Annotated in this window: 12 protein-coding genes; 2 read left to right on the forward strand and 10 right to left on the reverse strand. The window is 41.7% G+C overall.

The window, feature by feature from the left end; all coding sequences use genetic code 11:
• Positions 1–24: 24 nt before the first annotated feature.
• The 10 genes from rpmG to OM33_RS00845 all read right to left on the reverse strand — a co-directional run bounded on the left by rpmG (position 25) and on the right by OM33_RS00845 (position 10,278).
• Positions 25–180: a 50S ribosomal protein L33 gene (rpmG, locus tag OM33_RS00800; protein ID WP_005493124.1), complete on the reverse strand. Its 156-nt coding sequence runs from the start codon at positions 178–180 to the stop codon at positions 25–27.
• Positions 181–192: 12 nt separating this feature from the next.
• The gene (gene rpmB / locus OM33_RS00805; RefSeq protein ID WP_010562023.1) at positions 193–429 is read right to left on the reverse strand and encodes a 50S ribosomal protein L28; all 237 of its coding nucleotides are present in this window, start codon (positions 427–429) and stop codon (positions 193–195) included.
• 360 nt (positions 430–789) lie between these two features.
• On the reverse strand, positions 790–1,848 hold the full coding sequence (locus tag OM33_RS00810) for an efflux RND transporter periplasmic adaptor subunit (RefSeq protein ID WP_052140839.1): 1,059 nt from the start codon (positions 1,846–1,848) through the stop codon (positions 790–792).
• An 11-nt stretch (positions 1,849–1,859) separates the two neighbouring features.
• Positions 1,860–4,982, reverse strand: coding sequence for an efflux RND transporter permease subunit (locus OM33_RS00815; RefSeq protein ID WP_038637487.1), 3,123 nt, complete (start codon positions 4,980–4,982; stop codon positions 1,860–1,862).
• 168 nt (positions 4,983–5,150) lie between these two features.
• Positions 5,151–6,002: a sulfurtransferase gene (locus tag OM33_RS00820; protein WP_052140840.1), complete on the reverse strand. Its 852-nt coding sequence runs from the start codon at positions 6,000–6,002 to the stop codon at positions 5,151–5,153.
• A complete protein-coding gene (locus OM33_RS00825) occupies positions 6,002–6,784 on the reverse strand; it encodes a YggN family protein (protein ID WP_038637490.1) in 783 nt (260 codons plus the stop codon). The genes OM33_RS00820 and OM33_RS00825 overlap by 1 nt, the downstream gene beginning before the upstream one ends.
• 60 nt (positions 6,785–6,844) lie before the next feature.
• The gene (locus tag OM33_RS00830) at positions 6,845–7,360 is read right to left on the reverse strand and encodes an Lcl C-terminal domain-containing protein (RefSeq protein ID WP_038637492.1); all 516 of its coding nucleotides are present in this window, start codon (positions 7,358–7,360) and stop codon (positions 6,845–6,847) included.
• A gap of 13 nt (positions 7,361–7,373) precedes the next feature.
• Positions 7,374–9,068: an Lcl C-terminal domain-containing protein gene (locus tag OM33_RS00835; RefSeq protein WP_052140841.1), complete on the reverse strand. Its 1,695-nt coding sequence runs from the start codon at positions 9,066–9,068 to the stop codon at positions 7,374–7,376.
• A 108-nt stretch (positions 9,069–9,176) separates the two neighbouring features.
• Positions 9,177–9,509, reverse strand: coding sequence for a hypothetical protein (locus OM33_RS00840; protein WP_038637497.1), 333 nt, complete (start codon positions 9,507–9,509; stop codon positions 9,177–9,179).
• Between the two features lie 76 nt (positions 9,510–9,585).
• Positions 9,586–10,278, reverse strand: coding sequence for a DUF2982 domain-containing protein (locus OM33_RS00845; RefSeq protein WP_038637499.1), 693 nt, complete (start codon positions 10,276–10,278; stop codon positions 9,586–9,588).
• Positions 10,279–10,506: 228 nt separating this feature from the next.
• On the opposite strand from OM33_RS00845, the gene OM33_RS00850 reads away from it, so the two are divergent.
• Complete coding sequence (locus tag OM33_RS00850; protein ID WP_038637501.1) at positions 10,507–11,568, forward strand: efflux RND transporter periplasmic adaptor subunit; 1,062 nt, start codon at positions 10,507–10,509, stop codon at positions 11,566–11,568.
• The gene (locus OM33_RS00855) at positions 11,565–14,654 is read left to right on the forward strand and encodes an efflux RND transporter permease subunit (protein WP_038637504.1); all 3,090 of its coding nucleotides are present in this window, start codon (positions 11,565–11,567) and stop codon (positions 14,652–14,654) included. Before OM33_RS00850 ends, OM33_RS00855 begins: the two co-directional genes overlap by 4 nt.
• Positions 14,655–14,656 lie beyond the last annotated feature (2 nt).

The following is a 14,656-nucleotide window of genomic DNA, read 5'->3' on the forward strand; positions in this document are numbered from 1 at the left end:
TTTAATTCTTTCAGCAAATCACAATTACTTGATTTTTGCTTCTTTGAAAATCACGTGTTTACGTACTTTAGGATCGTACTTTTTGATTTCCATTTTTTCAGGCATGTTACGCTTGTTTTTGTCGGTAGTGTAGAAATAACCAGTACCAGCAGTAGAAACTAAACGGATCTTATCACGCATGACTTAAGCTCCTTATACTTTTTCGCCGCGAGCACGGATATCAACTAATACCGCGTCGATGCCTTTCTTATCGATAATACGCATACCTTTAGTAGTAGTGCGTAATGTAACGAAACGCTTTTCGCTTTCAACCCAAAAACGGTGAGTTTGTAGGTTAGGTAAAAAACGACGCTTAGTCGCATTGCGAGCGTGTGAACGGTGGTTACCTACCGCTGGACGCTTACCTGTAACTTGACAGACTTTAGACATGTCTATATATCTCCAATAACTTCGCTCGAGCTAAATCTTTTCTTCCGAGGTTTTGTGTACGTTTCTGCCCCGGAAATAATCAAAGGGCGCTCTTTATACAGCAAATACAGGCTAAGATCAAGAAACCCGATCTTTAGTTCAGCTCATGTGTAAATTTGATAGCGGCTAATTATAGAGATCTCTTGCCCCGAGGGAAAGTAAAACTTGCTTTTATTTTCACTATTTCTGCGAATTAAGTAAAACAGCCTGTTTTTTCGAGTTTTCTTTTCTCAAATAGCATCAAATTAGCCAGCTAAAATGCCAAAGTAATACGTCACATAATGATTTATACCATCAAGCAACGTAAAAGTTAGCAAATATTTATTGCTGCACAAGCACCTCTTGCCCTGACGTTAATCTTTCAGCACCTCGTGTTGCAACTTTATCTCCCTGTTTTAGCGCACCTTGCTCAAGCGGACGGACTTCAACTTTTGACCCTTGCCCCTGCCCTACAGCAACGGCAACTTGCAGCGCTTTATTATCCGACTGGATTTTTACTACATGCACGCCTGCTTTTCGTAAAATTAATGCATCGCGCTCAACCAGTAGACTTGGCGCCGTTTTTTCAATCTTAAAATCCACGTCAACTAACTGACCACTCGCCCAGCCTTTATTTTTATCACCTAGCAGTTTTGCCCTCACTTCAAATGTTTGAGAACGTGAATCAGTCGCTGGAATCACTGCAGTAACCCTAGCGTCAGCAAATTGTAAATTATCAAAGCTGCCACTGCTTAAGGTGACTTTTTGGCCAACCTCGGCATATACCAAGTATTTAACGGGCGCATAAAAACGTACTTCTAAATTATTAATATCGATAAAGTGAACGAGTTTATCAGCACGACTTGCATCACTGCCCGCAAGTAAAAAGCGCTTACTTATAATTCCGTCAAATGGCGCAACGACGGTTGCGCGTGCCATGCGATCTTCAATTTGTTTAAGTTTTACTTTTGCTAGCTCAATATCCGTTAACGCTAAGTCATGTTGGCTTTGTACTAGATCAACCTGATTCGCTGCTGCACTGCTTGTTTTAGCAAGCTTTTTCAGCCTTTCAAGCTCTTGGCGTTGATAAGTTAAATTAACTTCTGCCCGTCTTATCATAATACGCTGCTCTGCCGCTTCCAGTTCTAGTGGCAACATTTCAATACGTGCAACCGCATCCCCCTGCTTAACCACCGCGCCTGGTTCCGCAACAAAGGCTAGCTTACCTGAAGTGCCCATTGTTAAGTCTACATCGCCTTTACCTCGCAATGTGCCATTAAGCGCCACGGTTTGTACTAAGGGCGCCTGCTCAACAACATTGACAGCAACACTTGGCACAGCATAAAGAGGCGCAACAAAAAACGATGAAGCAACTAGCAGTGTATTAAATGGTTTATTCATCTTGGTGTCCCCTACTTATTTGCAACCAGATCTAATGATGTTTTGTTATTTTTTGTATTTGCCTGATGTAACTTGGGTGGCGCTTGTTTACCAAGCAGCAATAAACTTGGCATCAAAATCAAGGTAAACAAAGCACTAATCGCCATACCACCAACAATTACAGTTGCCAGTCCTCGGTAAATTTCAGAACCCACACCCGGCATTATCATCAGAGGCAACATACCAAAGAGGCTAGTTAAGGTACTTAAATAAACAGGGCGAGCTCTTATTAGTACAGCATTTTCAACCGCTTCACGTCGTGATAGCCCCCCGCGTTCTCCTTGACGTGTTTGGTCAACAAGCAAGATTGCATTGTTAACAACCAAGCCTAGCAAGATGATAAAGCCAATCATGGTCAGTAAATCGAGTGACTGGAAACTCACAACGTTAAGCGCAGCAAGTGCTAAAATACCGCCGGCAATGGCCAGTGGCATTACCAATAATACTAACAAGCTGTCGCGTGCTGATTTAAACAACGCAGTCATTAACAAAAATAATATAAACAGTGCGAGTACAAAGTTATATGCCATCTCTTCGATTGCTGATTTCATTTTTTGTGCATTACCCGCCAAAATGGCATTGGCTGAACGCGGTAAGTTTTCGCGTACAACTGGCATCACTTGCTCACTCAGTATTTTTTGTGCTTGTTGTAAGCTCATATTATTTGGCGGCGTAATTTGAATACTCACAGTACGATAACCATTTACACGCCGTAATTGCGATGGCCCCACGGTACGCTCAATTGTTGCCAATTCTCCCAAGGTTTGTACGCCCGCAAGTGGTGTTGTTATCGGTAAATTTGCCAATTCTTCAGGGCTTTGCCAGGGCGTTGCGCGCAAAATAACATTCATACGCTCGTTACCATCAAAGTATTCACTGATAAACATACCACTGGTAAATGCTTGTACCGCACTGGCCACTTCACGACGCGTTAAACCAGCTTGGGTTATGCGCCTATCATTTGGTGTAAGCCTTAGCTCTGGTTCAGCCATATTCAATGAAGGTTGCGGCTGTGCCATTGCCTCAGGCATGGCTTTTTTCACTTCAGCAAGCGCTAATTGTGCACTCGACATTAGCTGTTCCATATCTGAGCCTTGCAAGTCGATACTTAAAGTACGCCCATTGCCGCCATTGGCTACTTGGATCATTGAGCCTCTAAATAAAAAGACTTGCGTGTCGGGAAGCTCTGCAAAGATTTCTTCGCGCGCCACCTGCATCAACTCTTCAACACGTTGCGCATCGGCAGAATAAATAAAGCCACCAGCATTTGAACCAAATACATAAAAGTTAAAATCTTTAATTGCTGGCGTCTTCTCACCGAGATAATAAGGCATTAAACGCTGCTTAACTTTTTCTGCCAGTTCCTCTTCCATATAGTCAATATTGGCACCAGCAGGAGTCACTAAGCTATAGAAAAAGCCATCTGTTGGCGCTCTGGGCATAAAGTCTGTTTGTGGAACTAAGGTATATATCACAACCACTGAACCACCCAATAAACCAATCACCCATGAAACTTGTTTAGTTCGGGTACTGGTCAATCGCATAATGAAATTGGTCAGTCTGCGCCAATATGCATGAAACTTATCCTCATTATCTTCATTACCTAACAGGTATTTAGTTGCAATTGGGATAATGCTGATAGCACTAATTAATGACGCAATAACCGCAATAGAAAGCGTTAAGGCCAAATCAGAAAACAACTGCCCTTCAATACCCGCCATAAATAGAATCGGTAAGAAAATAGCCACACTGGTCGCTGTTGAAGCAAACAGTGCACCACTCACTTGCACAGCACCTTTAAGCACAGCTTGCTTTCGTGCCATGCCTTCTTGCATTAACCGGGAGATATTTTCTTGCACTATTATCGCAGCATCGAGCACTAAGCCTACTGCAAACGCCAAGCCCGCAAGTGATACAACATTTAAACTACGATTAAAAATACTGAGCGCTAAAAATGCGACCATTAGTGACACCGGAATTGTCGATGCAATAATTAACGTTGTTCGCCAGCCTCTAAAAAACAGCCATAAAATACCACACGCCAATAACACGCCTAACCCAAGGTTACTTTTAACAAGTTGTAATGCATTACGAATATGCACGGATGCATCGTAGCTTAATTCAATCGCTAACCCTTCTTGGGCTAATATTCCCTCATTTAACTGCTTTATTGTGGCATTGAGTTCATCGAGTACCGCAACGGTATTAGATTCATTCGCACGTGTCAGGGTAATGTAATAAGCAGGTTTACCATTTCGTAGCGTCATCGCACGACGATCGGTTACTGTATTTTCGATTTGTGCCACATCGCCCAAGAAAATAGCGCGTTCACCTGAATAACCAATACGCATTTGCGCCATATTATCAACGTCATACTGGCCAGTGAAACGGACAGTATATTGGCGACGGCCAACATCCGCGATACCACCTGAAGTATCAGTAGAAGAAGCCAAAGTTTGGCTAATTTGATTTAAGCTAACGCCAAGCGCAGCGGCTTTATGCGGATCAAAGGTAACGCGAAGCTCACGTGGTCGTTCACTTGCCAAGTTAACAAATGCAACGCCTGGAATTTTAGCCAAACGCGGTTGAATCAATTCATCGATTTGTTTTTGATAGCGAGCCATATCAAGATGTCCGCTGCTTTCAGTAGGTACAACCAGCAAGGTTGCCGCAGTTGGTCCCCCAGAGCCAGGCCCTGCATTACCACCCGCAGTAACAATTGGATCCATTGCATCTAATGGTAATGGCGGTGCTTGGTTTAGGCTGTTAAGTACATTTAGCATCGCCTCTTGCATGTCACTGCCAACCGCAAAGGTTAAATTTATAAAGCCTTGGCCTTGGTTTATTTGCGTATTTACCTCAAGCGCACCAGGGGTGTTTTTGACCGCATTTTCCAGCGGTTCAATAATCACAGACTCAATTTCTTCTGGTGCAGCTTGGCGCCAACCAGACATTATGGTGATTTGAGGTTGTTCAATATCAGGGGTTAGTTGAATAGGTAGTTTAAAAATACTGATAGTGCCAAACAGCATAATCAGCACTAAAATTACCAGCACACTGGCTGGATTTTTTAAGGAACTTCGCGTGATATTCATAATGATAATACAGGGGTTTAACTAGGTGTAGTCTAGTTGTTTGTACTATCATTGCTAGTTGTAATTTGTGTGAAAATATTTCGTAAAGACAAACACACAATTAATAAGGTTTAATTACTGAGAAATGAACAAAATCATCTAAAAAAGAAGTTTATAGATGATTTTGTTTTAAACTGTATCTATTGGTAATAGCTTGTCTTTACCCCACTCGCTCCAGCTGCCGTCGTAAACTTTTACCTGTTCAAACCCTGCAATGTCTGCCGCTAAGGCTAAAATACATGCGGTAACACCCGAACCACAACTAAATATAAACTCTTTTGGTGCAGGTACTAACTCGTTAAAAATACGTTTTAACTCATTTTCATCAAGCAATGCGCCTTGTTTTATCAAACTGGCATAATGCAAATTTAAAGAGTTAGGTATATGACCACTTCGCATTCCTAAACGAGGTTCAGTTTCTTGCCCGCTGAAACGACCATACCCTCTTGCGTCAACAATTTGAATATCGTCATTATTAATAGCATTTAGCACATAGTGTTTATCAACAAATAACTGCTTGTCTTGCGTAACCACAAAGTCACCATCACCACTTGGCTCTTGGTAATTATCAACTGTTTCATAACCTTGTGCTTGCCACGCAGGTAAACCACCTCGCAAAATAGCTACATTATCAAATCCCATGGTTTTAAACATAAACCATGCTCGGGCAGCTGAAAAGAGACCTTGCTTATCGTACACCACAAGATATGAGTTATGTTTAACGCCGAGTTGCTTTACCTTTTCTTCGAAAATAGTCGCGCTCGGCATCATATTAGGACTTGATGCGTTGGTGTCGACAATATTATTGCTAAAATCAAAGCGCAATGCGCCGGGAATAACCCCCTTAGCTTCAATACTCGATTTGTTTATCGGATTATCCATACTGGCATCAAGCACTAACAAGTTTGAATCGTTCAAGTGTGCATTTAGCCAATCACAGTCAACTTGAAAGTGATGATTGATAAGTTTTTGCTCTGTCATTACAAACTCAATCCTTTTACCTGTACTAAGTCAAAATCAGCAAGTTCAGGCACTAACTGTTGTAACTTGTCTTCCGTTTCATTCAACGTACGTAAACAGCCGCAGTATTCATTGGCTTTATCTTCTAACTGCACGACTTTTTTCTGTAATGACTTGTCTATTTCACTCGAAATAATGTCAATGCGTTCACCCATACCACTAATTTTTTGTTCGATATTCCCTTCATTTGATTCAAACGCATCGCCTAGCGCAACTAAAATAGCCCCTAGCGAACCATGAACAGCAGAGTGAATTTTTTGGCTGATCTCTTTTTCAAAAAAATCATCTAATTTAGAAAGGGATTGAGGCGCAATGTAGTAAAAGTCATCGCCGACTTTAAACTTATCTTTTAGAGCAATTTCAACATATTTTAGCTGATCTTTAAGAACCTCAGGTTCTTTATCTGTAAAACCTGTTACCACTTGCTCTATGGCAGAAAGGCCTAAGTTAACACCATCGGTAGCAAGCTTAACAAGCTCAGGCACAGTGTTTCTTAACCCTTTGCTGTACTCTCTAAGAATTTGCTCTTCATCTTGGTTTAGTTCAATCCAACGACCTCTAATAAAAAGCTGTGAATCATCATTAATTTGCACATTAGTTTGGCCATTATCGACAATGCGAATTACATCATTAGTGATAATTACACCATGACCTAATTCAACATCACATAATTCATCCGCTAACAAAGGACTTGAAAACAATAAGATTACAACCAAGCAGACCCAAAATCGCACCAATTTCATAACTACCACACCCTAAAGATAACTTCGCAAGATTAGCAAACTAACAAGGTGTATACAAAGTCATTTCGCATATCGCATTAAACGTAAATGGATATCTGACGTCTTACTTCTTAGGTTAGTTTTACCACTATAAAACGCCACCGCCCACGCTTGGGATGCATTACCTACACCACTAGAGCTGGTCCAGTAATTTTGCGCAATAGTGACAGGAAACAAGGTTTTGTTTATAGCTGCATCGACACATTGACGTTCCACAATGGTGCTAAGCTCTTTAACATTAGGCAATTGCCAATCGTCAAACCCAGCAAACTGGTATTGAGAACCTGTTTGCAAGGCTTGTTGCCAAGTTAACTGTTCAACACCGCCAGTACATGTTTGATTGTTAGCGTCCCAACTTTGACCAATACTGCAACGCATCCACATTATACCGGTTAAATTATCCGTTACTGTGCCATCATTGTTTATTGTAAACTGAGCAGTTGGTGTTGTTTCTGGCACGCTCGTGAAGCAGGTTTGTGCAGTTAAAGGGAAAACAACAATACAGCTTAAAATTAAGGTAAATTTAATTAGGTTCATTCTTACTCCCCACTTAATCGTTGTTACTGGTATCTCGTACCAGACGCACATAACCCAAATTTCGTTTAGGGTAACCAATATCTTTGCCTGAAATCATATCAATCGCCCAGGCAAAGGCATTTTCACCACCTTCAACACTGGTTTGCATCGTCCAATAGGGGACTACATCATTTATTAATTGCGTTGCAGTGTTAGGAAAGAAATCAGCAATCATCACGCTGCCAGAGCCTTCTTGTGCAAAAGAAAGTAATGAACTTAATTCACTGTGCGTCGGCACCCGCCAATTGTTACCACCACAATAGTTAGCCTCGTTAACTTCTGTGATGTATTGTTCCAAACCACAATTAACAGTACTAGGACAAGAAGTGCGAGCAGGTGCTTCAAAGCCTGACTCCCCCCCATTATTAACCGAGGTTAAAAACCAACTGTAACTATTTTGCGCTTCGCGCAATTGAGTAGCCGGCAAAGTACCACTAGTGGCTTGCTTCACTTCCCAAATTAAACCGGAAATATTGTCTCTAACACAACTAAACGTAGTGCTGCTATCTGGTAGCTCACCTGCAAACTGATCGAGTTTAGTAAAATCAAAAGCACCCGGCCCACTGCCCACTTTATCGAGCAAACTGGCATGCACGTCACGACCTCTTGATGCATCTTGACCTGGGAAGTCAGTCGACACGCAATTGGTCAGCGCTTGACTGTTATCAAAACAGCGGTTCATACCCGTATCGTTAATAAGACCTAAAGCTTTTGGCTCTGCAAGCACTTGAGTTTGTGCGCTATCCGTTCGATTGGCACTGTCGCGAACCGTTACTTCGAATGTTAAAGCTTCAGGCGCATCGACATCAGGCACTATAAATTGGGTTTGGCACAATTCAGGATTATTCAAGGTGACTGTGGTGCCTGATTGCTGTACCCATGCACAGGAAAAACTCGATTCAACACTGGTAGATTTTGTCGCATCTAAGGTTACCGTTGAAAATTCAAATGCGCTTTGGTTAGCACCTGCATTGGCATAAAGCAGTTGGTTACTTTGTTGTAAGGTGAGTGTCAGCGAGTTGCTCTTTAGCCCACCCTCATCATCTGTAATGGTTAATTCAAAGGTAACATCTTCATTTTGAGCTAATAACGGGTGGCTGAATGACAAATTAGCAGACGTTGTATCTGTAATTGCAATGTTAGAACCTGCAATTTGTTGCCACTTATAATCGACAAGTTTGCCATTTTCATCGGGGTCAAATGAGTCTGCGCTTGAAAGTACAATGGTGTCGTCATATTGTGAGGGCAAGGTACTTGGTGCTGTTTGTTTAATCACCACTACAGGTAATAAATTCACTGAATTAACTGAAACTAATACAGAGTCATTGACTGTGCGATTATCAGGCGCAACATATTCAACACTAAATTCTAATACCTGATCTTGCTTTACATCAGGTGCAGTCACATCATGCTTAGCGCCCTCTAAAGGAAAGCCTTCAATTTGTGGCCCACTTAATTGACGCCAAGTAAATTTGCCCCCTTCGGGACTAGCTACCGCAGCTAGTGTGAACGTTAATTTTTCATCAAGTGATATATCTGAGCCCGCATTTACTGAAAGCGGTTGCGTCACCGAGTTATCATCAGATGAATTTGAACTACCACCGCAGCCGAGCAATACCAGCGCACACATTGAAGCAACAATTGTTGCACGCTGTGTTTGTTTAATCATAACGCTACCTAACCCCAAATTATGAAAAATATAAATTAAGATGCAAAAAAGCAGCCACAATTTTCAAATCATGGCTGCTTTTTAATAATCGAATAATTTTTTTAGTAACTACATATAGCTTTCTTGATGCACTCGCACAAACAACTTAGTACCAACTTTTGAGTAATCTACTTTGTATTCACGCCCATCAAGCGCTTGTAAAAACAATAACTGTTTCTCTTCACCGAAAACATCGGGTGAGCCAATTTGAACAATTTCCAAATACCGCTCTTTTGCTTCGCGACGATTGCGCGGCACACTTTCTTTGAATGGTTGTAACCCATCTGATGTCACACGTATTTTAGGGTGACTTTCGCCATTTATAATTACTAGGTCGTATTTTTTTTCTTTATGAATTATTGTGTTACGACCACTTTTTACAAATGCTCTTTCTGTTGTCATATTCAATCTTTCCAAAGCACAGTTGTTAATTTAACGGGGTGCTTGTTCAAATTCTAACGATTCAAACCAACTATTTCTAATTGATACTACTATATTTTTCTATCGTTTTCTCGGGATCTCGCAGCCAATGCTGTAATAAATTCTCAAACTCTTCTGCAGAGCGATCAAAGTAATTATAGGATATTAAAAAGTGATAGCCAAAAAGGGTATCAAAATGTTCAAGCCGATGTGTCAGCATCGCCAGTAATCCATTTGTATTAAACTTATCATGGTATTTACTTTCTTCTATCAGCCAATCTTCGGGCACATTACCTGTCGGCCACTTTATTTTTATACCAGCAATCAACCAACTTCGCTGCTCCATAATTAGTTTGAGCGCTAACCTCGGTGGCATTCGTTTAATCAACGGTGACAACGATTTTAGTTTCAACCCCAAACAGGGTAACTCAAGGAACTGTTGATCATTACTTATCTGGACTTGACCAATTGAAGCGATATTTTTACGAGAGATGCGCACTTTGCCATATCGATGATAGAACACTAAACCATTCTTACTAAGCACTAAGTTATAGCGTGGTTCTGATAACTTAAAATAACCAATTAACATGGCAAACAAAGATGCGATAATAACAGCAAAGTCAAAAATACTGACTGGATCAGGTTTAAACTTCACAACCAGTAACACCGCAATGAGTACGACACCACCTGCAACTAAAAACTCACCGCCATGCTTATGTGCGTTTGCTGAAATTTTGATACGTTTTGTCATTGTTACGTTAGGTCCAAAAAGCAAAATAAAACAAAGCCATTAAAATAGCCCAAACTAACATCGCCCTTATTTGCCTACAATAGGGACAACCTTTACTTTTATTTTTCATCTCTTCTATATATCAACATAAAAAACACGTTTAATTCACAATATTATACGATGCCTAACACGCACAAGTTCTAAACTGTTTAGTAGAATAGTAAACCCCGAACAGTTGCGAGAATTGCTATGTACGCGAAACAATCTGGTAAAGCCTTATTTCCTTTGATTTGTATTATTCTATTTGGCTTGTGTATTTATTTGTATCTGCCAGAGTCTCAAGGGCAGCAAAATAAACGTGGGGCGAGATCAACTCCCGTTCAAGCGCACACAGTAGCGACTAGTCGCCAAGCGAATATTATTGAGTCAATTGGTACAGCCCGCGCAAATCAAGCAATTACGCTCGTCAGCGCACAATCTGACTACATAAAAAACATCTATTTTGATGATGGTGAAAAGGTCAAAAAAGGGCAATTACTGATTGAGTTGCAAGACGCAGAAGAAAAAACGCGCGTTAAAGAGCTCGAAATCCTATTAAAAGAAGAAAACCGTAAATTAAAACGTTTACAGCAATTAGCCAAAACGCAAGCAACAGCTCGTTCAGCATTAGATGAACAAGAAGCAAGCTATGAGGCGACGAAAACCCAACTGGCCAGTGCTAAAATAAAACTGTCAGAAATGAAACTTTATGCGCCATTTAGCGGTACATTAGGTCTGCGTGAAGTGTCTAAAGGTACATTTGTGAATTCCAACACAGAAATTACCACCCTTGATGACACCAGCATTATTAAAACTGATTTTAACGTACCAGAAAAATACCTCGCACAATTATCTGTTGGTATGACTGTGTCAGCGTCAAGCCCAGCTTATCCAACCAAAACATTTAGCGGTCAAGTATCGCACATTGCCAGTCGTATTGACTCAGCAACACGCAGCGTAAAAATCACAGCGAGCTTTGATAATCAAAATAACGCATTGCGCACCGGCATGTTGCTTTATACCCAGTTAGAGTTAAGCGCTGAAAATACGTTAATGGTGCCTGAAAAGTCTTTGATCCCCCAACAAGAAAAGCACTTTGTTTATGTTATAAACGACGGTGTAGTTGAAAAGCGCCAAGTAACGATTGGTCTTCGCCGCGGTGGTTGGGTAGCAATTGGTAATGGCTTAAATGAAGGTGAAGTTGTAGTCACAGAAGGAATTATCAAAGTAAGACCAGGTAGCCAAGTAACGGTGAAGGAGATGCTGAAATGATATTAACCGACGTTTCAGTTAAAAGACCGGTTTTTGCAACCGTAATCAACTTACTGTTACTTACCTTTGGTTTAGTTGCCTTCTCAATGTTACCACTAAGAGAGTACCCTGATATTGATACGCCCATCGTGTCAGTAAGCACCAACTACACAGGCGCATCTTCAGAGGTTATTGAAACCAAAATAACACAAGTATTGGAAAACCGCATTTCGGGCATTGAAGGTGTAAAAAGTATCAATTCTTCAAGCCGCAATGGCCGCTCAAATATCACCATCGAATTTAACATCGACCGTGATATAGATGCAGCAGCAAATGATGTGCGCGAGCGCGTATCTCGCGCACTTGATAGCTTACCAGAGCAAGTACGCCCACCCGAGGTTTCAAAGTCAGACAGTGATGAAAGTCCAATTGCTTGGTTTGTACTTAACAGTACTTCAATGAATTCATTGCAACTGTCTGATTATGCGCAGCGTTATATTGTTGACCGACTGGCCGTGGTTGATGGCGTTGCGAATGTCAGACTTGGTGGCCAACGTGAATATTCAATGAAAGTCTGGCTAAATCGTGATGCCATGGCAGCCAAAGGCGTGACAGCCGATGAAATTGAGCGCGTTCTGCGCCAAGAAAACGTGGAGTTACCAGCGGGTGAAATTGAATCTGTCGATCGCGACTTTACCGTGCGCATTGCCCGTAGCTATAAATCGCAAGATGACTTCCAAAACTTAGTCATCAAACGGGGAGATAATGGCTACTTAGTGCGTTTAAAAGAAGTTGCAGACGTTCGTTTAGAAGCGGTAGATGAAGAAAACCTATTCCGTGGTAACGGTAAAGATATGATTGGTCTTGGCGTAATTAAACAAGCCAAAGCCAACACCTTAACTGTGGTCGAAAAAGCCCGCGAAGAAATTGAGAAAATTAAGCGCTCTTTACCTGAGGGCACAACCATAGAAGACAGTTACGACTCATCAATTTTTATTCGCGAATCTATAACCGAAGTTTACCGCACGCTGGCAATTGCAATGGCGCTTGTGGTTGCTGTGATATTCTTATTTTTAGGCAGTGTACGCGCGACAATTATTCCCGCCATTACCGTGCCAGTTGCACTGATTGGTAGTTTTACTTTTCTTTACGCCATGGGTTATTCAATCAATTTGCTAACCCTACTTGCGCTGGTGTTAGCCATTGGTCTGGTGGTCGATGATGCCATTGTAATGCTTGAAAATATTCACCGCCGTATTGAACTGGGTGAGCCACCATTGCTTGCAGCATACCGAGGAGCACGCGAAGTTGGCTTTGCGATAGTGGCAACCACATTGGTACTGGTTTCAGTGTTTGTCCCTTTGGTATTTATGGAAGGGCGCATCGGCAGCTTGTTTACTGAGTTTGCTATGGCAACCAGTGCCGCAGTAATTTTCTCAAGTGTTACAGCATTGACCTTGTCCCCTGCGCTGTGTTCAAAAATTCTAAAGCCAAGCGAAAAAGAATCCGCCTTTAGCCATAAAGTCGATGCACTATTTAGCAAGGTGGAAACAGGTTACGAAACACTGCTACGAAATAATGTCGCGAGCTCAAAGAGCATGTTGTTATTACTGGTTTTTGCCGGACTTGCGAGTTATTTATTGTTTAAGCAATTGCCCTCAGAGCTCACACCAAAAGAAGACCGTGGTACCTTCTTTATTATGATGAATGGCCCGGAAGGTGCGAGTTACGAGAACAACGCAAAAAACATGGCACAAATCGAAGATAAGTTAATGCCCTATCACGAAAATGGCGAATTGAGTCGTGTGCTTATTCGCGTACCAGGCTGGGGCGGACGCGGCGGTGTTGCCATTGTTGGTATGGCTGATTGGGATGAGCGAAAGCGTGACACATGGCAAGTGATGGGTGAGATCAGCGGAAAGCTTACTGATGTCACAGACGTACGTGCGTTTGCCATTATGCGCTCAGGTATAGGTGGTCGTGGCAATAGTCGCCCTGTTCAATTTGTACTGCAAGGAAACAGCTACGAAGAGCTAGTAAATTGGCGCGATCGTATTTTAGAGCGTGCCCGAGAAAATAAAGGATTAGTACGCCTTGATCACGACTACAAAGAAACCTTCCCGCAATTTTTAGTCAGTATCGATAAAAACAAAGCTGCTGATCTCGGTATCAGCGTATCGCAAATTGGCCGCACCTTAGAATCAATGTTAGGTCAGCGCCGCGTGACAACATTTATTGATCGCGGTGAAGAGTACGATGTGATCTTAAAAGGCACAAAAGCAGACTTTTCAGATCCGAAAAATATTTCGTCTATTTACTTAAAATCGCGCAGTAATGATCTGGTGCCATTGGACAGCTTGATCACCATTAATGAGCAAGCAACTGCTGCACGCTTAAACCGTTATAACCGAATGCGTTCAATTACCATTAGTGCCAACTTAGCACCAAACTACTCACTGGCAGAGGCGCTCGACTTTTTAAATGAAGTAGCAATGGAAGAAAACGATATTGAAGGCGCTATTGACTATAAAGGTGAATCAGAAATGTTCTATGAAGGCGCATCGGCAATGACCTATGTGTTTATTCTGGCTCTCACTGTGACCTTCTTAGTTTTGGCAGCGCAATTCGAAAGCTTTGTGCATCCATTAGTAATCATGCTAACAGTACCACTTGGGTTAGTTGGGGCACTGACAGGGTTATTCTTTACCGATTCCAGCCTTAATATTTATAGCCAAATTGGTATTGTAATGTTGATAGGGTTAAGTGCGAAAAACGGTATTTTAATCGTTGAATTTGCTAACCAACTACGTGATAAAGGCGTTGCCTTCAGCGAAGCGCTGATCAGTGCATCAAAACAGCGTTTGCGTCCAATTATTATGACCTCTCTCACAACGGTAATGAGTTCCGTGCCACTTGTACTGGCATCCGGTCCTGGTTCTGAGAGCCGCATGGTAATTGGTATTGTTATTCTAACAGGTGTAGCAGTAGCAACCTTACTCACCTTGTTTGTTATTCCAAGTGCGTATTACTTGCTGGCACGTAATACTCAATCACCAGAAACAACAGAAAAAGAAATTACTGAGCAGGCAAATAACCACCCGCTTTAGTT

The sequence above is a fragment of the Pseudoalteromonas piratica genome, assembly GCF_000788395.1.
Lineage (GTDB): Bacteria > Pseudomonadota > Gammaproteobacteria > Enterobacterales > Alteromonadaceae > Pseudoalteromonas > Pseudoalteromonas piratica.